Origin of the sequence: Hymenobacter antarcticus, assembly GCF_039539545.1 — a bacterium.
Classification (GTDB): Bacteria; Bacteroidota; Bacteroidia; order Cytophagales; family Hymenobacteraceae; genus Hymenobacter; species Hymenobacter antarcticus.
Genome location: NZ_BAABDI010000033.1, coordinates 36,805 through 58,989 on the forward strand (window position 1 = coordinate 36,805; position 22,185 = coordinate 58,989).

At 62.6% G+C, this 22,185-nt stretch carries 15 protein-coding genes; 6 read left to right on the forward strand and 9 right to left on the reverse strand.

Going from position 1 to position 22,185, the window contains the following annotated elements; genetic code table 11:
• Window positions 1–78 precede the first annotated feature (78 nt).
• Entirely contained in the window at window positions 79–5,700 is a 5,622-nt protein-coding gene (locus ABD819_RS18295) for an alpha-2-macroglobulin family protein (protein WP_345126602.1), read from the reverse strand.
• A 407-nt stretch (window positions 5,701–6,107) separates the two neighbouring features.
• Here ABD819_RS18295 and ABD819_RS18300 point away from each other — a divergent pair, with 407 nt between their 5' ends.
• Complete coding sequence (locus tag ABD819_RS18300) at window positions 6,108–7,238, forward strand: PAS domain-containing sensor histidine kinase (RefSeq protein ID WP_345126604.1); 1,131 nt, start codon at window positions 6,108–6,110, stop codon at window positions 7,236–7,238.
• Between the two features lie 191 nt (window positions 7,239–7,429).
• On the opposite strand, the gene ABD819_RS18305 is transcribed toward ABD819_RS18300, so the two are convergent.
• Window positions 7,430–8,842, reverse strand: a complete 1,413-nt coding sequence (locus ABD819_RS18305; RefSeq protein WP_345126605.1) for a M64 family metallopeptidase — start codon at window positions 8,840–8,842, stop codon at window positions 7,430–7,432.
• A gap of 11 nt (window positions 8,843–8,853) precedes the next feature.
• The gene (locus tag ABD819_RS18310) at window positions 8,854–9,351 is read right to left on the reverse strand and encodes a hypothetical protein (protein ID WP_345126607.1); all 498 of its coding nucleotides are present in this window, start codon (window positions 9,349–9,351) and stop codon (window positions 8,854–8,856) included.
• A gap of 329 nt (window positions 9,352–9,680) precedes the next feature.
• Here ABD819_RS18310 and ABD819_RS18315 point away from each other — a divergent pair, with 329 nt between their 5' ends.
• The 4 genes from ABD819_RS18315 (at window position 9,681) to ABD819_RS18330 (ending at window position 15,484) form a co-directional block, all read left to right on the forward strand.
• Window positions 9,681–11,222, forward strand: a complete 1,542-nt coding sequence (locus ABD819_RS18315; RefSeq protein ID WP_345126609.1) for a L,D-transpeptidase scaffold domain-containing protein — start codon at window positions 9,681–9,683, stop codon at window positions 11,220–11,222.
• Between the two features lie 33 nt (window positions 11,223–11,255).
• Window positions 11,256–12,161, forward strand: coding sequence for a LysR family transcriptional regulator (locus tag ABD819_RS18320; RefSeq protein WP_345126611.1), 906 nt, complete (start codon window positions 11,256–11,258; stop codon window positions 12,159–12,161).
• 63 nt (window positions 12,162–12,224) lie between these two features.
• Complete coding sequence (locus ABD819_RS18325; protein WP_345126613.1) at window positions 12,225–13,427, forward strand: threonine synthase; 1,203 nt, start codon at window positions 12,225–12,227, stop codon at window positions 13,425–13,427.
• Between the two features lie 203 nt (window positions 13,428–13,630).
• Complete coding sequence (locus ABD819_RS18330; protein ID WP_345126615.1) at window positions 13,631–15,484, forward strand: polysaccharide deacetylase family protein; 1,854 nt, start codon at window positions 13,631–13,633, stop codon at window positions 15,482–15,484.
• Window positions 15,485–15,585: 101 nt separating this feature from the next.
• Here ABD819_RS18330 and ABD819_RS18335 read toward each other — a convergent pair whose 3' ends face one another.
• The 6 genes from ABD819_RS18335 to ABD819_RS18360 all read right to left on the reverse strand — a co-directional run bounded on the left by ABD819_RS18335 (window position 15,586) and on the right by ABD819_RS18360 (window position 21,122).
• Window positions 15,586–16,626, reverse strand: coding sequence for an alkane 1-monooxygenase (locus ABD819_RS18335; RefSeq protein ID WP_345126617.1), 1,041 nt, complete (start codon window positions 16,624–16,626; stop codon window positions 15,586–15,588).
• Window positions 16,627–16,727: 101 nt separating this feature from the next.
• Window positions 16,728–16,997, reverse strand: coding sequence for a DUF167 domain-containing protein (locus ABD819_RS18340; RefSeq protein WP_345126618.1), 270 nt, complete (start codon window positions 16,995–16,997; stop codon window positions 16,728–16,730).
• Between the two features lie 63 nt (window positions 16,998–17,060).
• Complete coding sequence (locus ABD819_RS18345) at window positions 17,061–17,810, reverse strand: endonuclease III domain-containing protein (protein ID WP_345126620.1); 750 nt, start codon at window positions 17,808–17,810, stop codon at window positions 17,061–17,063.
• A 132-nt stretch (window positions 17,811–17,942) separates the two neighbouring features.
• Window positions 17,943–18,917, reverse strand: a complete 975-nt coding sequence (locus ABD819_RS18350) for a hypothetical protein (RefSeq protein ID WP_345126622.1) — start codon at window positions 18,915–18,917, stop codon at window positions 17,943–17,945.
• Window positions 18,918–19,123: 206 nt separating this feature from the next.
• Window positions 19,124–19,531 (reverse strand): response regulator, encoded by a 408-nt coding sequence (locus ABD819_RS18355; protein ID WP_345126623.1) that lies wholly within the window; start codon window positions 19,529–19,531, stop codon window positions 19,124–19,126.
• Between the two features lie 100 nt (window positions 19,532–19,631).
• Window positions 19,632–21,122, reverse strand: coding sequence for a sensor histidine kinase (locus tag ABD819_RS18360; protein ID WP_345126624.1), 1,491 nt, complete (start codon window positions 21,120–21,122; stop codon window positions 19,632–19,634).
• Between ABD819_RS18360 and ABD819_RS18365 the strand changes: the two genes are divergently transcribed.
• Window positions 21,103–22,026, forward strand: coding sequence for a TrmH family RNA methyltransferase (locus ABD819_RS18365; RefSeq protein ID WP_345126626.1), 924 nt, complete (start codon window positions 21,103–21,105; stop codon window positions 22,024–22,026). The genes ABD819_RS18360 and ABD819_RS18365 overlap by 20 nt on opposite strands.
• Window positions 22,027–22,185: the final 159 nt, after the last annotated feature.

The window sequence follows — 22,185 nt, forward strand, 5'->3', positions numbered from 1 at the left end:
CACAGGCGGCGAGTTACAAACTCGCCTTACCATCGGCCTATAGTCGTCGCTTCGCTTAGACTATGGCCAGCTATCCAGTTACCGGACCCGTACCACGCCGGCCCCGTTGTAGCTGTGGTACTCCGCGTTATACATCGCATCCGCATTCACCGGGCCGAGTTTGAAGGTGCCTTTCGACACGGCGCGGCAGAGGTAGTAAAACACTTTCGGCTTGCTGGTGGCGGTGGTGAACAGGTTAATGCGGTCGTCACGCACGTCCAGATAATCGGGCGTACTCGCATCCTTCGCCCAGGCCAGCTCGCGCAACGCGCCGATGCGCGGGTTCTCGATTTCGAGGCCGGCCGGTAGCAAATCGGTGATGGCTACGTTCTTGATTTCACCGGCCGCGTCGCCGGCTTCCAGCGTAATCTTCACCACCACCAGGTCGTTCTGGTGGAAGGTGGGGGTGCCCAGCGGCGCGCCGTCGCGGGTGAGGAACTGGCGGCGCACTTTCAGGTAAGAATCTTCCTCCTTCACCTGGCCGCTGGCCGAGATTCCTTCGGTTTCCCAGAAGTAGTAGAGGCTGCCCTTGCCGGCGGTGCGGATGCTCACGTTGCGGTTGGCCACGTTGCGTAGCGTCAGGTCTTTGCCGTCGAAATTCCCGGCGGGCTTGCCGTCGATAAACAGGCTGGCGGTGGCGGTGCTTTTGGCGTTTTGGCGGGCTATTTTGCCGAAGGCCAGCAGGGCAAACACGCTTTCCTGGGTGCTGAGCCAGGGCGCGGCTTTCATTTGTCGGCTGAGCTGGCGGGCAATGCCGGGGATTTGCGGGTTGTTAGGGTCGGTGCTGACGAGGACGTTGAGGATGAGGCCTTCGTCGCGGATGGGGGAGTAGAACGAGCCGTCGAGGGCGCGGTGGGCGGCGCGCTCGCCGCCGAACCGGGTGGGCAGCAGCTCGCGGAAGGCGCGCTGGTTGCCGAGCAGGCTCTGGGTGCAGGCGAGCAGGAATTTGGAGTCTTCGGCCAGCAGCGGGCGGTTGGCGCGGTAGTAGTTCAGGGCCACGGGGTCCTGGCGGCCGGCCAGGGCGAGGACGTAGAGCGAGTAGGCGATTTCCTTGCTGGCGATGGTGCGCTGGCGGGCCAGGTTGTTGGCGTCGAAGTACTGGTAGGGCTCGGTTTCGCGCTTTTTGAGGCGGAAGGCCAGGTATTTCAGCACCTTGTCGAGGACGGATTTATTCACCGCGAAGCCGGCCTGCTGGGCTTCCTGCAGGAAGTGGGCGGCGTAGGCGGTGGCCCACCAGTTGTCGTAGTCGCCGCCCGGCCAGTAGCTCAGGCTGCCGTTGTAGAGCTGCATGCTCTCAATCTTGCGGATGGCTTCCTGGACGTGGTAGTTCGGGTTGTAGCGCTGGGCTTTCGGGCCGGAGCCAGATTTCTGCTGCAAGGTGGCGGCCAAATCGGCGTAGTACAGCTGCGGGAAAGCGGCCGACACTGTTTGTTCCAGGCAGCCGTAGGGGTATTGCAGCAGGTAGCGCAAATCCTTGCTGAACTCCGTGAGCGGCGAGCGGCTCACAACAAGCCGACTGGTGAGCGAGGAGGGCAGGAAATCGGTTTTCAGGTTGAGCGGGAGCGTGGCCCCGCCGGCCACTACGCTGCTGCCGGTGCGCTTTTCGAGCGAGGCGGCCGGGCGAATTGGCAACTCTATGATTTCTATGAAAGTAGGAACATGCCGCGGCGGTGGGGGCGGCGGGCTAGTTCGTTGTGTTTGTATGAAGTAAGAAAAGACCTTTGCCGAGCCTATTTGGTTAGCAGCTATGCGGAAAACCTCGCGTGTCTCTGAATTTGGTGGCAAAGTGATTATTCGATTAGCGCTGTTCTCAGGCCAGAAATTGGCATCCAAAACTTTATAGTTAAGATTTCGGTCTCGTTCAGTTCGTATAATTTTGAACAGTTCTGGCTTGACACCAAACTCAAGGCGGCTAGCAATTGCTGCCATTCCATAGACTGCCTTACTCGTCGTATTCGTCAGCGTCACCGGCACGTCAATCGTGTCGCCTGGGCTCATAAACCGGGGTAGCGCCGTCGAAATCACCACCGGGTCGGCCACCTTCATCGTGGCTTCGGCCGAACCGAAGGCATCGTCTTTGTAGGCCACGGCCATGATGCGGAGCGCCCCGCTGAACTGCGGCACGCGCACCCGGTAGCGCAGCTTGCCGGTGCCGTCGGCGGTGAGGACACCGCTCCATTTCGACACCAGTTTCACGCGGCGGTTGGGCACGGGGTTGGTGCGGCGGCGCATGTCGGCCGCGTCGCCGCCGCTGCTGCTGGTGCCCAGCTCGGGCAACAGGAACGGGTACACGTCGAAGGCCGCCACTTCGAGGGCGCGCTTCTGGTAGAAGTAGGCGTGCGGGTCGGGCGTCTGGTAGTTTTTGAGCTGGAGAATGCCCTCGTCCACCACGGCCAGGGTGAGCTGGGCGCGGGGCGCGGTGGTGATTTCCACGGTTTGCCAGGTCTGGGAGCGGCTGGCGGCGGGCGCGGCAATGGCCACGGCCAGGCGCGAATCGGCTTTCTCGACGGTGAGCGGCAGGAAGCCGCGGGCCACGGTGAGGGGCAGGCGGTCCTGGGCGGTGTGGGCGCGCACGGCGGTAGCGGTCACGTACACGTTGGGGACGTGCCCGGCTTTGATGGGGATGCGTACCTCGGCCGCCTTGCCGTCGGTGGTCACGTAGAAATGGTCGAGCACGTTGGCCCGCTCCACCGTCACCAGAATGCGACCGGCGAAGGGCGATTTCAGCAGCAGCTTGGCCGTTTCGCCGGGCGCGTACTTGGCTTTGTCGGCCTCAATGGTCACCTCGCCCTCGTTGTTCACCTCGAAGGAATTGGCCTGGGTATCGCCGTAGCCATAGGCGTAGAACGTCTGCGTGACGTAGCTGCTGGCCCCCGGCCGGCTGATGCGCACCTCGTATTCGCCTGAGTAAACGGGGGTGAAGCTGAAGCTGGTTTCGGCCCCTACGGTGCGGCTCTGGCTCAGAATGGTCTGGTCGCGCTGCTGCGAATTATACACGTAGCGGCCGCCCTGGCGCTCCAGCACGGTTTCCCAGAGCCGGCGCACCACCTTGATATCGGCCGGGGCCGAGGTGGGCCGGCCGTTCGGCGTAAGGGCCAGCAGCTTCACCGTGAGCGCCTGTTTGGTGCCCACGAGTTCGGGCAGATTGCCGATGCCGAACATGGTGGCCTGGGTCTGCACGTCGAAAGTGGCGAGGCGGTTCACGGGCCGGCCGGTTTCGTCGAACACCGTGGCGAAGGCCACGCCTTCCAGGGTGCCGAGGTCGCGGTAATCGGGGATGGTGTAGGCGGCGGTGCCGTGGCCGGTGGCGTCGGTGCGGCCTTCGCGCACGGTTTTCTCGAAGCGGGCGGTGAGGGCGCTTTCGCTGGATTCGCCGTCCTCGTTGGTCGTTTTGCGTCGCTCGCCGCTGTTGATGATGAAGCTGTAGTCGGGGTATTTCGGGGCCGAAAACGCCTTCTGCTTCAGCGAGAATTCGACCTCAAACTTGCGGTCGGCGGCGGGCGGGCCAAACAGGTTCACGGCCGTGATGCTGGCCGTCACATCCTGGCCCGGTTTCAGGACTTTGGGGGCGGCCGTCACGGTCACCTTCATCCGGTCGGGGATGAATTCCTCGACGCTGATTGGGCGCGAGGTCAGCAGCACGTCGTTGCCGGTCAGCACCTCCAGCGTGTAGAGGCCCGTCATGATGGTGGGCGGCAGAATGAAGCGGCTTTCGAAGCTGCCCGCCGCGCTCAGTTTCTGTTGCAGGCTGCTGTATTCCTTGCCATTGGGCAATAGCAGGCGGATTTTCAGGGGCAAGCCGGCGGGCGGATTTTTCCAGTCCTCTGTGCGGATGACGGTGTTGGTCCGCACCGTGTCGCCGGGCCGGTACAGGTTGCGGTCGCCGTACAGAAACGCCTGGTAGTGCGCCGCGTTCGAGGTCAGCCCGCCCACCTCGAAGCGCGAGGTTTCGACCCGGCTTTTGGTCAAATCGAGGAAGGAAAAATCGGCCTCCTTCACGGCCGTAATCATGCCCAGCGTGAAGCGCTTCATGCTGGTCGCCGAGTCAAACTGCGCCACGCCCGACTTGTCCGTGGTCGTCGTGCCAATCACCTGGTTATTCGAGCTGACTAAATTCACTGTGACGCCGCTCAACGGCTGCGCCGTGCGGATGGAATTGGCGAAAACCGTGGTGCCGGTAGCCCCCTGCTTCACGATGAGGCCCAAATCCGTCACCGCCACCAGCTTGCTCACCTGTAGCCACTGGCGCTCGGTGTCCTGCACCCGAATGACGTACAGGCCCTTCATCGGTCCCTGAAATTCCAGGTCTTTCAGGCTGAGATTGAGCAGGCGCAAGCCGGCTTCCTTGGGCAGGGCATCGACGGAAACCGTGCGCTCCGACAGCACGTTGCCGATGCTTTCGGTGTCGTAATACTGAAAGCTGCGGTCGATGTAGTCGCCGTTTTCGTCGGTGTTCGATTCGCGGGGCTCATCCTCGTCCTGGCTGCCGTCCATACCGGGGTAGCCGTACTGCTTTTCGCCGCGCAGCAGCTGCTGAATATTGTTGGCGTAGACCTTGGCGATGGTCACCTTCACCCTGGCCACTTCGTTGATGCGCAGGCCCAGATTCCGGTTCCCCAGCGCATCGAGGTACATGGCCTTGTCGCTGCTGGTGAAGCTCAGGCTCGGCCGCTCATCACCGAAGGAAACGGCCTGGCTGAATGCCTCGTTCAGGCTGCCGCCCAGCAGGCCACGCGTGCCGGCCGCCAGCGAAACCTGGTAGGTTTTGCCCACCTCGAATCCGCCGCGCAACGTGAAGCCGCTTTCCAACGCCTCCACCGAAAAGGCCACGGCGGGCGTCACCTTCAAATTAGGCTGAATATCGGCCGCACTGATGGGCTGGTTGAGGAGGACCGTCACCACGGGCTGGCCGTTGAGCAGCGAGCCGGTGAGCTCGCGCACTTCCAGGATGCTTTGGTCGGGCACCTGGGCTTGCGCGGTGAGCGGCTTTTCGGTGGCTTTGCTGCCGGTGGCCGGGCGCAGGCCGGGGGCAATGTCAATCTGTATCGGCGAATCCGGCCGCACGTCCTGCATGAAGGTGAAGGCGACTAGCTGGTCCGGCTCGGCGGAGTTGATTTCCACGGCCACGGGCTTGCCGTCCTGCGTCACTTTCAGGCGGGATTTCACGTCGGCCGGTCGCACAGGGTAGTTGAACACGAGGTTGGCCCGCAGCTCGGCCGTGCCCGCCGCCCGCTTCGAGCTGCCGTAGAACACCTGCGGCGCGGCCATACTCAAGTACGGCGTGTGGAATTTGGGCCGGTTCAGGGCCAGCTTCTGCTTGCCGCTGGGCAGGGTTTCGGGCCGCAGCTTGGCCTGAAAAACCGTGCTGGGCCGGAAGGGCTCCAGCGGCGAAAAGGTCAGCTCCCGGTCGCCGGTCCACTTGAACTTGCCCCGAATATTAGGCAAGAACGTGACGAAGCGCGTGGTGTCCCAGCGGTTTTGCTGGCCCTCGTCCACTACTTTTTCATCGAAGGTGAACACCAGGTTGGAGTACGGGTCGATTTCGTCGCCGTCGGTAGTGGCGGCCGTTTCAGTGGCTTGCTCCTGAGCGGTTTTTTTGGAGCACGACGAAGCGGCCAGCAGCAGAAAAAGCAGTGGCAGGAAGCGGAAACGAACCGGCATGGGAAGGGAGGGGGAAATGCGTCGGGAAGGTAATAATAAATACTGCCTATATGGCCGCGCTTACCCTTTCGCCCGCGAAAGCAAGGCTGCCGCCCATCCTGAGTGGGCTGCACCGCGCCGGGGCTGGTCCAAGAGCCTACCCAAATTGGCGGTCATGCAGAGCGCAGCGAAGCATCTTTACCTCGGTAGTAACCCCGGGAATAGAATTAGTTGCGCGGTAAAGATGCTTCGCTGCGCTCTGCATGACCGTTCTTCTTTTTGGCCTGTTTAGATAGGTCCTGATTACCGGGCCCTGGTCCTGATTTGATGGATAGGGCCGGAGCCAAATGCCCACAATTTCGCTGGGGCCGTATGAGGTAGGCCAACGATTGTACTGTTAGCACCGCTCTGTAAATCAATTATTTTCAATGAATGATTTTGCCGATTTCTTCCTGAACCAGGCGACAGCCGACCCCCACGTCCAGTTCGTTTACGACCTCGCGGCCCGCCGCGTGGTGTTCGTGAACGCCGCTTACGAGCGGGTGCTGCACGGTACCCGGAGCCAGGTGAATGAGGAGCTACCCGCCCTGCTCCAGCGGCTACATCCCGACGACCTGGCGTACATCGCCCACTATTGGGAGAAGTGGGTGCAGGGCCTGATGACCAACGAAGTGGAAGTGCGCCTGCAACACCCTGGCCAGCCCAACCAATGGTTTTGCCTTTCCCCGTACTACCAAGAGGACGCCGATGGCCGCGTGTTGCTGGGCGGTACCCTGCGCGATGTCAGCGTGATGAAGCGGTACCAGGAAAACGCCGACCTGTTCAACAGCCGCAAAAACGCCACGCTCGAAATCCTCTCGCACGACCTCAGCGGCTCCTTCATCATGGTGCAGCAAATTGCCGAATTCCTGCACGAAGAGGTGGTAGCCCCGGCCGAAAGTCGCATCCCCGAGCTGCTAGCCGTACTCGAAACCACCAGCCGCGACAGCGTGAAGATGATTCGCGAGTTGATTAACCTCGAATTCCTCACGTCGGCCAACTCCGACCTCAAAATGAACCGGGTCGATGTAGGGGCCATACTGCGCGTGCCGCTCGACCAGCTCCAGGTCGGGCAGCAGCTATTGGGCCACAACTTCACCTACTCGCTGCCCGCCGAGCCGATATACGCCAACCTCGACGTCAACAAGTTCACCCAAGTCCTTATCAACCTGGTCAGTAATGCCCTTAAATTCACGCCCGACGAAGGCAACGTAGCCGTGCACATCGAGCCGGGTCCGGGCTGCGTGCGCATTCACGTGGTCGACGACGGCGTGGGCATTCCGCTGGCCATGCAGCCGTACCTGTTCGAGCGGTTCACCAAGGCCCGGCGGCCGGGGCTGCGCGGCGAGGTTACCACTGGCCTGGGCCTGGTGCTGTGCAAAACCATTGTGGAATGGCACTACGGTACCATTCTGGTTAACAGCGTAGAAAACGAAGGCAGCACGTTCACGGTAGAGATTCCGCGCTCCGAAGCCGTGAGCAGCCGCGTCCCGGTGGACCTGGCCGAAGTCGAGGGGTGATAACTGCTTACGCATCGGGATGTAGCGCGGACTTTGTAGTCCGCGAGTCTGCGCCGTGTAGTGGTTGTAGCGGCGCAGACTCACGGACTACAAAGTCCGCGCTACATCCTCCGAGGCGCTTTAACAAGGAGAGTGTGTAACACCAGGTAATCAGCCGGGCCGGGCGAAAGCACCAGCCGAGTTCCGGCCCCTTATTCTTTCACCAGCTGCCGGCTCGTAATAATGCCGTCCACATCAAGCAGCAGCGTGTACGCGCCGGCTGCCCGCAGGCCCAGCTCCTCGGGCCGCAGCTGATACTGGTAGCGGCCCGGCAGCTGGCGCGCATACCGAATGGTTTTCACGGTGCGGCCGGCCGCGTCCGTCACGGTCAGGACTACCGGCGCGGGCCGGGGCAGCGTGTAGTTCAGGTTCAGCACGTCGCCAAAGGGGTTGGGGAAGGTTTCGACCTCGTATTCGGCCGTGCTCGAGGCCATGCTCACGCCGGTAGCGGTGCGGGTAATGGTCCAGTCCACGGTGTAGCTGTGCAGAGTGGCGTGGGAGGCGCGGCGCGTGAGGGCGGTGGTGTCGGTGACCACGGCGCGCACCACGTGCGTGCCCACCGGCAGCTGGGCCAGCGGCACCGTGGCAGTGGCGGTATTGCGGGCAAACACGGTACCATTGCGGGTCCAGGTCACGCGCACGGTGTTGGGGGCGGGCGGCAGCAGCGTGAGGGCGAATGGCAGGTCCTGCGTAGGGCCGTTGATGGCCAGGCCGGTGGGTGCGTAAGCCTGCAGGGGCCGCACCAGCGTGTGGAATTTCTCCACGAAAGCCTCCCGGCACACGGCGCAGAACGGGTCTCCCAGAAACTGCATCTTGCAGCGTGGGTGCGGCTTTTGCCAGCTGGGGTCGGTGGTGTGCGGGAAGATGCCGATGCCGCTGGTGCCCACCCACGGAGCCCAGCGCACGGTGGCGGGAGCGGTGGTTTGGGTCATGTTGGTGGTTTCGCGGGCGTATTGCGCACCGGCCCAGTACTCATCCGACAACCCGGCGAACGAGTGGCCAATTTCGTGCACCATGATTTCGGTGGCGCTGGCGTTGGCCGAAGCCGTGGCAAACTGCCCACCCGAACCGCCGTATTCCGTAGAGTTAACGAGGATAAAAACCTGGTCGTAGCTCGGGAAATTGCGCGTCAGCACCGCGCCCAGGGCTGCGTTTCCCCGTGGCACCAGCAGCCGGTGAATGCCGCCAAAGTCAAACGTGCTATTGAAGTAGGTGGTCGCCGCGAAGGGCTGCACGGTGCCGCAGTCCGGGGCCGTGCGCGGGTGCGTCGAGCCGCTTTGCGTCGAGGGCACCTCAATGGCGAAAGCGTTGAAGTAAGACCGATACTCCAGAAACGGTGTCTGGGCAAACAGGCTGTTCAGCACCTGGGTTACGCGGCTGCGAAACAGCGGCATCTCGCTGGCCTGGTAGCCGTCGGGCACAAAAACCAGGTTGATGCGCCGGGCCAGCGGGCCGGTTTTCACCAGCGTATCCACGGGAAAGGTTTGGGCGGCGGCAGGCAGTGCCAGCGCCCCGCACAGGCACAATAGCGCCGTTGATAACCAGAGCGTAATTATTGTTTTCATAGGGAAAGCGGTTAGGATTTCGGCGGTACGGGCAATTCGGAAAGTAAAGTGGTGCGGCCATCGGCCACTTCCTCCACGCGGATACTGGCCGCGGTCGGCTGCAAGGCCATTCGTACAAAAAACTCAGCGGTTGGCAGCACCACCTCGCTGCGCTGGAAAGTACGCTGGTCGGCCGCGACGTGCTCCACGCGCCGCCGCAGCGGATGTGATACCCGCGCCTGCGCCAAGTGCTGGCCCTGGCCGTCGAGCTGCGTCACGCGCACAAAATCGGGCGCATCGGCTTCGGAATCCGGCATTTTCAGGGTGCCGGCCACCACCTCGGCCCGAAGCACCTGCAGCCGCGAGCCCGTCGTTTCAGCCGTCATTCGGCAGCTGAGAAACAGCAGCTGCGGAGCCACAACTGCGGCGGCCGGGGCGGCGGGCAGGTACGTTGCCGCCGGGCGGTGGGCGCAGCCCGCCAGCCCGGCCAGCGCGAGCACAATTGCCACCAACGGGTATGAAAATTTCACCAGGTAAATATAGGTTTAATAATGTAAATCCTGTTGCCGGTGGGGGGGGGGCGATTTTCGCTGCGTAATAGTAGTAATGAGATAACATTTTATATATTAGATATAAAAAGTAACGCAAGCCGGGTTTGCCGCCAGAAAGCAAAGCCACATAATAGACTTGTTCCCGAATAAGTAATAATGAAAAAAGAACGTCATGCTGAGCGCAGCCGAAGCATGACCGCTGAATTTGCCCTTTTCTGTATTTAGGAACAAGTCTAATGTATAGCCCCGCCGATACCGGGCCCCGATGGACGATTTGATGATACGACCCATTCTCACCTGGTTTTCTTATGCAACTGATTGGGGGTTTGCTGTTGGCTATCGTGCTGCCGCTGGCCGTCGCCGGTCAGGAGCTGGGGAATGGCGTGCCCCCGCCGGTTTCGGCCAGTGCAGCCGCGCCGGAGATATTGCCGGCCCACCTGCTGGCACTGCTCACTGATACCGTGGCTACGCCCACCCACCGCCTGCTGCGCTGGTACGACGTGCGCGCCACCCGGGCCTTTTACACCAGCCGCACCTACGCGGCGGCCTGGAGTGCCGGGCCGCTGCCCAGCGCCACGGGCCGCACCGCCCTGGCCCTGCTGCTGGCCGCCGAAGACTACGGCTTGCAACCCGCCAACTACCACGCGCCCGCCCTGCAGGCCCTGGCCACGCTGCTGGAGGAGCCCGATACTACCGCCCGCCATCAGGTGCGGCAGGCTCGTTTCGAGGGCCTGCTCACCGATGGCCTGCTGCAATTTGCGCGGCACCTGCGCCGGGGCCAGCTGCGCGAATGCAGCCCCTCGCCCCTGGAAAGTGCCGATTCGCTGTTTGAGCCCACCGCTTGGCTGGCTCGGGCGCTGGCCGCGCCCGATTTTGCCCCGGCGCTGCTGCGCTGCCAACCGCCGCAGCGGGAGTACCAGCTGCTGCAGGTGGCGCTGGCCCGCTGGCGGCAGCACCCCGCCGGGCCCGATTCGCTGGCCCGCCGCCGCCGGGCCCAGCAGCTGGCCCTCACGCTGGAGCGCTGGCGCTGGCAGGCCATTCCGGCGGCCGACTCCGATTACGTGCTGGTAAACCTGCCCGCCTACGCCCTGGAGGTAGTGCGCGGCGGCCAGGTGCGGCAAACCCACCGCCTCGTTATCGGCAAGCCCGAAAGCCCCACGCCCACGCTCAGCAGCCAGCTCAAGGTGTTCACCCTCAGTCCCGAATGGCGGGTGCCCTACAGCATTGCCACGAAGGAGCTGTTGCCCCGGCTGCGATACAGCCCCCGCTATGCCGCCCGGCATAATTACGCTATCTATGACGCCAAAGGCCAGCTCGTGGATGCCCACGACGTGGACTGGTGGGAGGTGCGGCCCGACCGGTTTGCCTACACCATTCGCCAGAATCCCGGGGTTGGCAATGCCCTGGGCTCCGTGATTTTTCGCTTCGTCAATCCCTACGAGGTGTACCTGCACGCCACCTACGAAATGCAGGATTTCAAGCGGCCCTACCGGGCGCTGGGCCACGGCTGCATGCGCCTGGAGCACCCCATGCGCCTAGTGGCTTACCTGCTGGGGCCCGATAGCGCGCAGGCCCAGAACCACGCCCTGGCCGGACGTGAAAAGGCCCCGCAGCCGCGCCGTTTCACCCTTAGCCGCCCCATGCGGCTGCACGTGCGCTATGCTACCTGCGCGGTAGTGGCGGGCCAGCTGCGCTTCTATCCCGATGTGTATAAGCGCGATGAGGAGCTGCGCCGGCAGCTATTCGGTCCCGCGCCGGTGGAGGTGCCGGCTCGGCGGCCGGTGCGTAGTCCCGGCTTTGCGCCCGCCGAAAAAGTGCTGGTTGCCAAGGGCCGCGCGCCGGCGCCGTAGCGGGCCGGCGGCTGGCCGGGTGCATCTTTACGCATGCTTTCTCATCCGCACGAAGTCTTTCTGGAAGTGGCCCAGCGCCTGAGCTTCACCAAGGCCAGCCAGGCGCTGTTCATCAGCCAGTCGGCGGTGAGCAAGCAGGTGAAAGCGCTGGAAGAGCACTACAAAACCGGCTTGTTCGAGCGCCTCGGGAGTAGCATTCAGCTCACGCTGGCGGGCATCAGGCTCTACCAGAAGCTACTGCAGGCCAAGCAGCTGCAACAGGAGCTGCATCAGGAAATAAGTGCGCTGAGTCCGGACTTCGCGCCCTCGCAGCACCTCTTCATCGGGGCCAGCACCACTATTTCGCTCTACGTGCTGCCGCCGGTGGTATCGGCCTACCTGCGCCTGCACCCCAACCGCCAGCTCAGCCTCAAAAACCGCAATTCCGACAATATCCTGCGCGCGTTGCTCGACCACGAAATCGAGCTGGGCATCATCGAAGGCATTCACAAAGTGAGCAACGTAACCTACACGCCGCTGCTTACCGACGATGTGGTGGCCGTGTGCGCCGCTCGCAATCCGCTCGAACACCGCACCCTCGAAGTGCATGATTTGCTTGCCACGCCGCTGGCCCTGCGCGAAGACGGCTCCGGCACGCTGGCCGTGCTCGAAGAAGCCTTGGCCCGGCACCGCATCAAGCTGGCGGCCCTGCGCGTGCGCGTGCGCCTGGGCGGCACTGAAGCCCTCAAAAACTTCGTGCGCGTGGATACCTGCCTGGCTTTTCTGCCCCGGCAGGCGGTGGTGAAAGAGCTGGCTTCGGGCGAGTTGGTCGAAGTAAGAATCAACAATTTCCCGCTCCGGCGCGAGTTCAACTTCATCCAGCGCAAGGGCACCGAGAACAATGCGCCCTACAAGGATTTCCTGCAGTTTACCCGGCGCTACTATTCCAATAAGGCATAGGCTATTCCGAATCCCCATCCCAAATGGGCATACCCTGGGTTGGTACCTTCCGTACTTTGCCCCATGAAAATGGTCGCCTCCGATTCCCTTTCCCGCCTCACCGCGCTCCACTGCTCGGCTTGCGGCACCGAATACTCTGCCTACCCCTTGCAGCGCGTTTCGGCCTGCTGCAGCCTGCCGCTGGTGGCTGATTACGACTTGCGCGAGCCGCTCAGCCGGGCCGTCATCGACCAGAATGATACGTCGATGTGGCGCTACGGCGCGCTGCTGCCCCTGCTGAACCACGATAATAAAGTAACCTTGGGCGAAGGCCTGACCCCGCTGCTGCGCTTGCCGCGCCTGGCCGCGCGCCACGAGCTGTCCTCCCTTCTGCTGAAGGACGAAGGCCAAAATCCCACCGGCTCATTCAAAGCGCGCGGCCTTAGCATGGCGGTTTCCAAAGCCAAGGAGCTGGGTGTCGATGGCTGCATCATTCCCACGGCCGGCAACGCGGGCGTGGCCCTGGCGGCCTATTGCGCCCGCGCCGGCCTGCGGGCCGTGGTGGTGATGCCCCGCCACACGCCGCAGGCTTTTCAGGAAGAATGCCAGTGGTACGGGGCCGAAGTCGAGCTCGTCGACGGCCTCATCAGCGACTGCGGGGCCCGCGTGCGCCAGCGCAATGCCGACGGGGCCCTGCTCGATATTTCGACCCTGAAGGAGCCCTACCGCCTCGAAGGCAAGAAAACCATGGGCTACGAAATTGCCGAACAGCTGAACTGGCAGCTGCCCGACGTGCTGTTCTACCCCGCCGGCGGTGGCACGGGCCTCATCGGCATCTGGAAAGCGTTTCAGGAAATGAAAGCCTTGGGCTGGCTCGCCCCCGACGTGAAATTGCCGCGCATGGTGGCCGTGCAGGCCGAAAACTGCTGTCCGCTCCTCGAAACCTACCTGGGCCACCAGCCCAACTGCCACGCCTACCAGGGCCGCGCCACCCTGGCCAACGGCCTGGCCGTACCGCACCCGCTGGGTGAGGACCTGATGCTGCGCGTGCTGCGCGAGTCCCATGGCACGGTGGTGAGCGTGAGCGAAGAAGGCATGCTGGACGGTATGCGCGACCTCGGCCATCAGGAAGGCCTGTTCGTGGCTCCCGAAGGCGGCGCGGTATGGACGGCCGCCCGCCAGCTCCTGGCCACCGGCTGGCTGCACCCCGATGAGCAGATTCTGCTCCTGAATACCGGCAACGGCCAGAAGTACATGGACAACGTGGCTGGGCGGGCCTGGAAATAACACGTCGTTTTAAAAGAACGTCATGCTGAGCTTGCCGAAGCATCTCTACCGCAGTAGTAATTCCATCGTTAAACAAAAGAATTACTGCCACACGCGAGATGCTTCGGCTACGCGGACGCAAGATGAAGCATGACGTTCTTCCATCACGTTCTTCCATCACGTTCTTTCCCGCGCAACCTTCGTCCCGGCAATACCTTTGCCGTATGCGCATCCTCCACGTTTTATCGGCTGAATTCTTTGCGGGCTCCGTGGCCTACGCCGTGCAGCTGGCCGAGGCGCACCGTGCCCAGGGCCACACCGTTTGGATGATTTCTGATTCAAATCAGCTACTCACGGGGGCCACGCAGCTAAAAGCCGCCATCAGCGACCGGGGCTACGGGCAGCGTATTCAGAACATTCGGCTTATTCGTCGGCTGGTCAGGCGTGAGCAGATAGATGTCATACACGCGCATTCGCGGGCGGCCAGCTGGGTGAGCCACTTCGCGCTGCGGGGCTTGCCCGTGCCGCTGGTGAGCACCGTGCACGGCCGGCAGCACCTGCACACGGCTAACTCCCTGGTTGATATTTACGGGGATAAAATCATTGCCATTTGTGGCAACCTGCGGGAGCATTTAATTACGGAGATTAAGATGTCCGCTGCCAAAATTGTGGAAATCCCCAATGGCGTAACCTTTGGTGTCAATGAGGAATTAAGAATTAAGGAGGAATTAACTGCTAATAATTCTCCATTAAGAATAGCGTTTATCGGGCGCTTCAACGGGGGCAAGGGCGAACGGGCGGCGGCGCTGCTGGAGCAGGTATTTCCGCCGCTGCTGCGCGAGTTTCCGCAGCTGCGGGTGGCGCTCATCGGCGGCGAGCTGGAGCACTTACCCCCCGCCGGAAAAACGGCCCTGGCGCAGCTGCAAGCCGATTTTGGCGAGCGTATTGAAGTAGTAGGTTTCACCAAAGACGTGCCGGGCTGGCTGGCTCGTACCAGCCTGGTTATCGGCGCGGGGCGCGTAGCCATCGAGGCGCTGGGGGCCGGCCGGCCGGTGCTGGCCCTGGGCGAAGCCAGCTACGCCGGGCTGGTTTCGGAAGCAACTTTCGCAGCGGTGGCGGCTTCCAATTTTGGCGATATCTCGGCCGTGCTGGCTCCCTCAGCGGTTGACTTTGCGGCCGTGCTGGCCGATGCCCGGGCAGTTTTGCGACAGCCCGGGCCCGTTGCGGCCGCCCTGCGCCAGCAGGTGCAGCGCCACTACAATTCGCCCACGGTGGCCGCGCGGGTGCTGGAAACCTACCAGGCCGCCCGTATGAGCAAGGCCGCGCCGAACTTCATCCCGGTGCTCATGTACCACAAAATTCCCGACGCGCCCCTGGCTACCAAGCACCAGATTTACGTCACGAAAGAAAAATTTGCCCGGCACCTGGCGTATTTCCGCAAGCAGAAACTAACGCCCATTACGTTTGCCGATTACCTGAAATTTGCCAACGGCGAACTGCCGTTAGCGGATTTTCCGCGCCGCCCTATCATCCTCACGTTTGATGATGGCTACACCGATAATTACACCAATCTGCTCCCGCTAATGCAGCAGTTCGGCTACCGCGGCGTACTGTATTTGCTCGGCGATGCTGAAATTCGCTACAACAAGTGGGACGCTGATTTCGACCCGACGGAGTCCCGTTCCGAAATAATGGACCTCGCCCAAAAGCACGCTTTCGTAGCCGCTGGCTGGGAAATTGGGGCCCACACCATGAGCCACCCGCGCCTCACCACCCTGCCACTGCCCGAAGCCACCGCCGAAATTCAGCGCAGCAAAGCCGAGCTGGAAGCCGCGCTGCGAACGACAATCGTGAGTTTTGCCTATCCATATGGCGATTGCAACGAGCCGGTGAAAACGGCCGTGCGGGCCGCCGGTTTCGCCTTCGGCGTAGCCACCGATACCGGCGGCATGCACCTGGAAGACGACCGGATGCAGGTATTCCGAATAAATATGTTTCCGCACGAAACAACCAGCAGCCTGTTCAAAAAAACCTCGCCCTGGTACCGCAGCTACTACCGCTGGAAGCGCCGGAAATGATTTCATTTAACAATTATCAATTAACATTTAACAGCCGTTCTGGCGGTTCCATCTGGCCAAAATGAATAGCTGTTAACTGTTAATTGCTAATTGTTAAATGCCTAAGCCGGTACGCGCTTATTCATCACCCGAAACCAGAGCGGCGGCACGGTGGCCAGCAGCATCATGCCGGGGTAGCCGGTGGGCATTTGGGGGCTGGCGGGCTGGAAGCGGAGAGTTTGGTAAGGCCGGGCGGCCTGGTAATGGTGGTCGGAATGGCGCGTGAGCTCGTAGAGCAGGATGCGGCCCAGCGCGTGTTCCGAGTTCCAGGAATGGTGCGGCTGCACCCGCTCGTAGGTGCCGGGGGCCGTTTGGCGGCGCAGCAGGCCGTAGTGCTCCACGTAGTTCACCAGCTGAAATAGCACGCAGCCCACTGCCGCCGCGCCCAGCCAGCCCAGCAGGCCCGGCAGCCCAACTACCGCCACCACCGCGCCCGCCAGCAGCCCCTGCACCACCTGAAACTGCAGCATCTGGTTGTCGGCCGACCACCACGGCTGGTCTAGCCGCCGCAGCCGCTCGGCTTCCAGCACCCAGGCCGAGCGGTATTCGCCCACCACGGCGCGGGGCAGAAAGCGCCAGAAACCTTCGTGCAAGCGGGCCGTGACGGAGTCGAAGGGCGTGGCCACGTGGCGGTGGTGGCCCCGGTTGTGCTCAATAAAGAAATGGGCGTACCAGGTGCTCAGCAGCAGCGCCTGCGCCAGGCGCTGCTCCCAGCCGCGGGCGCGGTGGCCCAGCTCGTGTGCCACATTAATGCCCAGCGCCCCGCAGCAAATTCCCACGCTAAAAATCGCTCCGGCCGTTTCCATAGTCGAGAAGCCGCGGGTGGCAAGCGCGTATAGAAAATACCCCAGCAGGCCGTATTGCAGCGGCACGTTCAGGTAGAGCAAGCCGTCGAAGAAGGCGTGGCGCTTGGTTTCGGTAGCCGCCGCTAGGCCCGGCACCGCCGGCAGGGGAGGCCGCATCCATTCCAGCAGCGGCACCAGGCCAAAGGCGTAGAACAACGTCAGCCAGGTCCAGGGGCCGCCTAGCCACAGGCCCAGCGCGGCCGTGAGCGGCAGCGTGTAAGCCAGCAGGTAGCGCAAATCGCGAAAGGAGAAAAGCATGAATTACAGCAGTTAAACCAAGGGCGAACGTGCGCCCGGCTACGGCTATAAATATAGTAAATTCCTCATGCTGTTTGAATCAACGGCCTGCAAGCCGGGCGCTACCCGGCCCGGTGCCGGGCAAGCACAGCTGCCAGCTGCGCTTCGTTTACATCCAGCAAAGCCACTTTTTTGAAGGGTGCCGTGTGGCCACTCACCAGCTCCACGCGGCTTTTGCTGGTGCCGAATACTTCGGCCAGATAGGCCAGCAGCACGGCGTTGGCCTGGCCCTCCTGCGGCGGCGCTTTCAGGCGTACGGTCACGGTACCATCGGGAGCCACCAGAAACTGGTTGGCGCGGGCATTGGGCCTGGCGCGCAGGTGAAGTATCATGCAGTAGCTAATGGCAGGCGAAGACCCTGTGCGTAGCTTATTTTTGAATCTCCAAATAATAAGCTACGCGACTTTGGAAGCCTGCATACGACCCTGCCCAAACGGGCATTGGTCCAGCACCACGCAGCGGGCGCAGGCGGGGGCGCTAAAGTAGCAGCACTTTTGGCCGTGAAACATGAAGGCTTCGTGGTGGTCGTACACTTGCTGAGCATCCCAGCCGGGCGGCAGCAGGGCCTCCAGCAGCTTGTGCGCCGGCCCTTCGCCCACCTTCGGCCCAATCAGGCCCAGGCGCTGGGCTACGCGGTGGTGGTGGCTATCGACGGGCATGGCCGGAATGCGCAGGGTGCTGAACAGGAGCGTCGCCGCGCTGGTTTTGGGCCCCACGCCGCTGATGCTTTCCAGCCAGGCCCGCGCTTCCGGAATGGGCATCTCCGCCAGAAAATCCAGGGCGCACGGCGCATCGGTGCCGCAGCGCTGACTGATTTCGCGCAGCACGGCCTGGATGCGCGGAGCTTTCTGCTCGGGCCAGGTGCAGGCCCGGATGGCGTACTGCACGGCCTCGGTGGGCGCATCGCGCACGGCCTCCCAGGTGGGCAGCGTGGCCCGCAGTTCCTGGTAGGCCCGGTGCGACTCAGCATTTTTGGTGCGGTGCGAAAGCAGGGCGCTTACCAGCTCGCTCAGCGGGTCTTTGGTGCTGAAAAAGGGGAACGGGGCTCCGTACTCGGCACATAGCCGCGCGTGGACCAGCAGCGCCCTGGCCTGCCGGGCCGCAAATTCGATAGCTGGAGCAGGAGCAGCGCTGGGTGAGTTCATGCGCAGCCTACGCGCACCACCCGGCCCGGGGTTGCAGGAATGTATTTAATTAAGAATTAAGAATTAATAATGAAGAATTGGAATTGGAGCCAATAGGTCCTCATCCCTCATTCCTCATTAAACGCAGCCTTATCACCGTGCCGAGTTATACAGCGAAACGGCCTGGCGCTGGTTGCTGCCCTGCTTACCTTGCAGCACAATGGGGACGATAAATACCGGAATGGCCGCGTACATAAGCGGTGAAATCCGGGCCCCGTTTTCGGTGGGCCGCAACGATTGCAGCAGGCCCGCCACCAACAGGCCGCCGCCCACCACGTAGCTGGCCACGATGGCCTGCTGGTAGCGCCGCGACTCTACCAGCAGCTGTTGGGCCCCGGCGTTGTCGCTGGTGGCCAGCAGCAGGTTTTGGGTGCTGAGGTTCTGAATGGGGCCATTGTCCTTGGAAAAGTATTCGGTTTTAACCGTGCGGTAGCCGCCATAGGGGTAGCCGCCCATGCCCCCAAACCCGCCGAAGCCCCCGTAGCCATAGCCGGGGTAGCCCAGGCCACCCGGCATGGAGCCATACTGCGAGCTAGTGATGGAATACAAGCTGATGCGGCCGGTTTTATCGCGCCGTAGCGTGCTCTCCCGGTTGGAGCCGGGCAGCGTGGTGCGCACGTAGTGGCCCGATTCGTCCTCGTAGAACCCCACTTCGGCCATCTCGAACTTGCGCTGCCCATCGAGCAATAGATAGGAGCGGCCAAAGAGCGGCATCTTCACCTCCACATCGGACGCGTTGTAGAGCAAGCCATTTTTCAGGCCCACCTGAAAGCGGGTGGGGCGGGAATTATTGCCGGGCAGCTGGCCGGCCGGGGTGGGCGCGTACACCGGGGCTGGCCCCGTCATGGGGCCCGGTTGGGGTGCGGTCACGGCGGCGCGGCGGGTGGTATCGGGCGGGGCTACGGGCACGGCATCCAGCTGGCGCGGGGCGGGCGCGGGGCGGGCGCGGGCCGGGGCGGGCAGGGTGGGCGGGGCCCCCAGCTGGCGGGGGCCATCGTCCTGGGCCCACGCGGCTTGCCCGCCGAGGAATATGGCAAAGAACGTGGGAAGAAGAACGGAATATTTCATGATAGCGACCGTAGGAAAGACCTGTGTGGAGCAAGGTACCCAAGCTCCGGCAAATGCACCCGCTTGGCCCATGTGGGTGCGTAGACGGGCCGGGCGGATGCGCCGAAGAAACGAAAATCAGCGGGCGTAAATTCCGTCATCACCAGGTGAGCTTTGCGTGAACCGGCCCCCGGCAGCCTGGCTACCTGCCTGGCCGCCGCCGTCCGTTAGCGCAGTAGTTTTTCGAGCAGGCTCAGGCTATCGGAAAGGTCGCCGGTTTCAAAATCCAGGGGCTTGAGAATGTAGCCGCTCACGCCCAGCGTATCGGTTGCCAGCCGGTCCACATCCATATCGGAAGTGGTGGTGATGAACACCGGAATATCCGCAAATTCCGCGCTGCCGCGCAGCTCGGTCAGGAATTCGATTCCGTTCATGCGGGGCATGTTCAGGTCGAGCAGAATCACCTCGGGCAGGGGGCGCAACGGGTCGGTGCCGTTGCGGCCCAGCAGCAGGTCGAGGGCTTCTTCACCATTGAAGGCCGTGTGCAGCTGGTGGGGAATATTGAATTTGGCAAAGGATTTCTCCGCCGTCATCGTATCAAAAATATCGTCTTCGACTAGTAAAACAGAACGCATGGAATAAGGGAATAGGAGCGGGGCCGGCGAGGGCACCCAATAAAAAAAATGTCCGGAAAGAAGAGTCTTTCCCTCTCAGATTGGTTGCCTGCGGCAGGGTTTATTTCGGCCAGGTAAAGATAAACCCCGCGCCCTGGCCCTGGGCTGACTCAACACAAATTGTGCCGTGGTGCTCGTTAATAATTTTTTGCACGATGCTTAGGCCGATGCCCGTGCTTTCGGCCGTGTGCCGGTCGCGTAGGGTCTGGAAGAGCAGAAAAATCTTCTCGTGGTATTCGGGGGCAATGCCCGGGCCGTCGTCCTGCACCCGAAACTCATAGAAATTGCCTGCTTCGCCGCAGCTAATTTCCAGGTGGCCCGCGCCGCGGTGGTGGTACTTCACCGCATTGCTGAGCAGGTTGGTGAATACCTGCTGCAGGCCCAGCCGGTCGGTAACGAAGGTGGGCATGGCCGGGCCAACGCGCAGCGTGAAATCGGGCGGCACTACCAGGTCGGCCACTTCGCCCAGCAGCTGGTTCACGTCCACGGTTTCGGCCGACTGGCCGGTGCGGCCTACCCGGGCATAGGTCAGCAAGCCGTTGATGAGGTCTTCGAGGCGGCTCAGGCGGCCCTTCATCTGGTCGAGGTAGGTACGCATCTGGGGCGAGAGCTCGGCCGCCAGCTCGTCCTCAATCCACTTCACGATGGTCGTGACGCCGCGCAGGGGAGCCTTGAGGTCGTGCGAGGCCACGTAGGCGAATTGGTCGAGTTCCTTGTTGCGCTTTTCGAGGGCGCTGAAGCTGGCGTCCAGCGTCTGGGTCATGCGGTTGAGCGAGATGGCCAGGCCGCCCAGGTTGTCCTCCTCCGCGTCCGTGATTTTCACGGTGTAGTCGCCCTGCACGACCTGCTCGGCCAGCGTCCGAATCTGGGCAATGCGCCGGCTGACTTCGGCATTTATACCGGCCAGCTCGTCCTGCAGGCGGCGGTTGCCCTCCAGCTCCCGCATGATTTTCATAACCAGCCACACCGTAATCAGCACGGCCAGCACCGCCGATACCAGCACCACGATGGGCGTGGCCTTCTCGAACACGTCCTGCAGGGCGCTGCGCTGGGCCAGCAGCGCCATTTCGCTGCTTTTGATACGGGAATAGAGCAAGCGCACCTGCCGCAACGTCTGGCGGTCGGTATCGAGCAGGGTTTGCATGGCCGATTGGCTCATCGACTTCTTAATTTCCGTGAGCGGGCGCAGAATGCGAAATTCCTGTTCTACGAGCATGCGCAGCGAGTCGAGCCGCGCCTTCTGGCTGGGGTTATCGCTGGTCAGGGCCTCGAGGCGGGCCAGGCTGGCCGGCAGCTGGCCAGTGGCCATGCTGTAGGGCCGCAGGTACACGGTATCGCCCGTGAGCAGGTAGCCGCGGGTGCCGGCCTGGGCATCCTTCAGCACGGCCGTCACCGATTCTACTTCCTGCAGCACCTGGTAGGTGTGCTGCACATTGGCGGTTTGCACACTCAGGCCGCGGATGCTCCAGAACGAGGCCGCCGCCGTGAGCAGCAGGATGCCCACGGCCAGGGCAAAGCCAAAAATAATTTTGGTGTCGGTTTTTAACGTCATCGGTCGCGAAGGTAATGACCCGCCCTACGCCCACAACCGGGCCAGGGTTGGGGCCTGCCTCGCCGCCCGTATCTTCGCGGCCATGCCATTTACCCCCTCCGACCGCCTCAGCAGCCCCCAGAATCCGCGCATCAAGCAGCTGCTGCGCCTCCAGCAAAAATCCGCCGAGCGCCGCGCCCTAGGCCTCACCCTGGTCGAGGGCCTGCGCGAGCTCATCATTGCCGTGGAAGCCGGCGTGGCCGTGGCCACTATCTACACCTGCCCCGAGCTGGCCGGCGAAACCGGCCTGGCCGACCTGACTGCCCTTTTCGCGGGCCGCCCCAATGCCCCCGAGTGGTTCGAAGTCACGCGCCCCGTGTTCGAAAAAGTGGCCTACCGCGAAGGCTCCGACGGCTTGCTGGCCGTGCTGCGCACCCCCGCCCGCACCCTCGCCGATTTGCGCCTGCCAGAAAACCCGCTCATCATCGTGCTCGAAGCCGTGGAGAAGCCCGGCAACCTCGGGGCCATCCTCCGCACCGCCGATGCCGCCCCCGTCGATGCCGTGCTCATCGGCGACCCGCGCACCGATTTGTTCAACCCCAACGTCATTCGGGCCAGCATCGGCTGCGTGTTCACGGTGCCCACGGTAGCTGCGCCAGTGGCCGATATCCTGGCTTTCCTGAAAGAAAAAGGCATTCGCACCCACGCCGCCGCCCTCGCCCCTGAGGCCAAACCCTACACCGAATACGACTTCCGGGGCCCCACCGCCCTGGTCATGGGCACCGAGGCCGACGGCCTGAGCCCCCAAATGCGCGCAGCCTGCGACGAAACCCTCATCATCCCCATGATGGGCCGCATCGACTCGCTCAACGTGAGCGTGGCCACTGCCGTGCTCACGTTCGAAGCCGTGCGCCAACGGCAATAGCGGATTTTGAGTCAGTTACTTTTACTCTTGTTCACTCTACCCTACTAAAATTGGGGCATAAAAACGGGGCGTTCCGACCTTTGTAGTTCCTACACTCCAAAGTCCATCGCGCCCCGTGAAGCAGTGCCTCATCGCCAAAACTACGACCCTTTTACAGCA

Excerpts from the sequence above, each read along its gene's own strand:
- ABD819_RS18295 (WP_345126602.1), bottom strand. The coding sequence starts at position 5,700 with ATGCCGGTTCGTTTCCGCTTCCTGCCACTGCTTTTTCTGCTGCTGGCC.
- ABD819_RS18300 (WP_345126604.1), top strand. The coding sequence starts at position 6,108 with ATGAATGATTTTGCCGATTTCTTCCTGAACCAGGCGACAGCCGACCCC.
- ABD819_RS18305 (WP_345126605.1), bottom strand. The coding sequence starts at position 8,842 with ATGAAAACAATAATTACGCTCTGGTTATCAACGGCGCTATTGTGCCTG.
- ABD819_RS18315 (WP_345126609.1), top strand. The coding sequence starts at position 9,681 with ATGCAACTGATTGGGGGTTTGCTGTTGGCTATCGTGCTGCCGCTGGCC.
- ABD819_RS18320 (WP_345126611.1), top strand. The coding sequence starts at position 11,256 with ATGCTTTCTCATCCGCACGAAGTCTTTCTGGAAGTGGCCCAGCGCCTG.
- ABD819_RS18325 (WP_345126613.1), top strand. The coding sequence starts at position 12,225 with ATGAAAATGGTCGCCTCCGATTCCCTTTCCCGCCTCACCGCGCTCCAC.
- ABD819_RS18330 (WP_345126615.1), top strand. The coding sequence starts at position 13,631 with ATGCGCATCCTCCACGTTTTATCGGCTGAATTCTTTGCGGGCTCCGTG.
- ABD819_RS18335 (WP_345126617.1), bottom strand. The coding sequence starts at position 16,626 with ATGCTTTTCTCCTTTCGCGATTTGCGCTACCTGCTGGCTTACACGCTG.
- ABD819_RS18340 (WP_345126618.1), bottom strand. The coding sequence starts at position 16,997 with ATGATACTTCACCTGCGCGCCAGGCCCAATGCCCGCGCCAACCAGTTT.
- ABD819_RS18345 (WP_345126620.1), bottom strand. The coding sequence starts at position 17,810 with ATGAACTCACCCAGCGCTGCTCCTGCTCCAGCTATCGAATTTGCGGCC.
- ABD819_RS18350 (WP_345126622.1), bottom strand. The coding sequence starts at position 18,917 with ATGAAATATTCCGTTCTTCTTCCCACGTTCTTTGCCATATTCCTCGGC.
- ABD819_RS18355 (WP_345126623.1), bottom strand. The coding sequence starts at position 19,531 with ATGCGTTCTGTTTTACTAGTCGAAGACGATATTTTTGATACGATGACG.
- ABD819_RS18360 (WP_345126624.1), bottom strand. The coding sequence starts at position 21,122 with ATGACGTTAAAAACCGACACCAAAATTATTTTTGGCTTTGCCCTGGCC.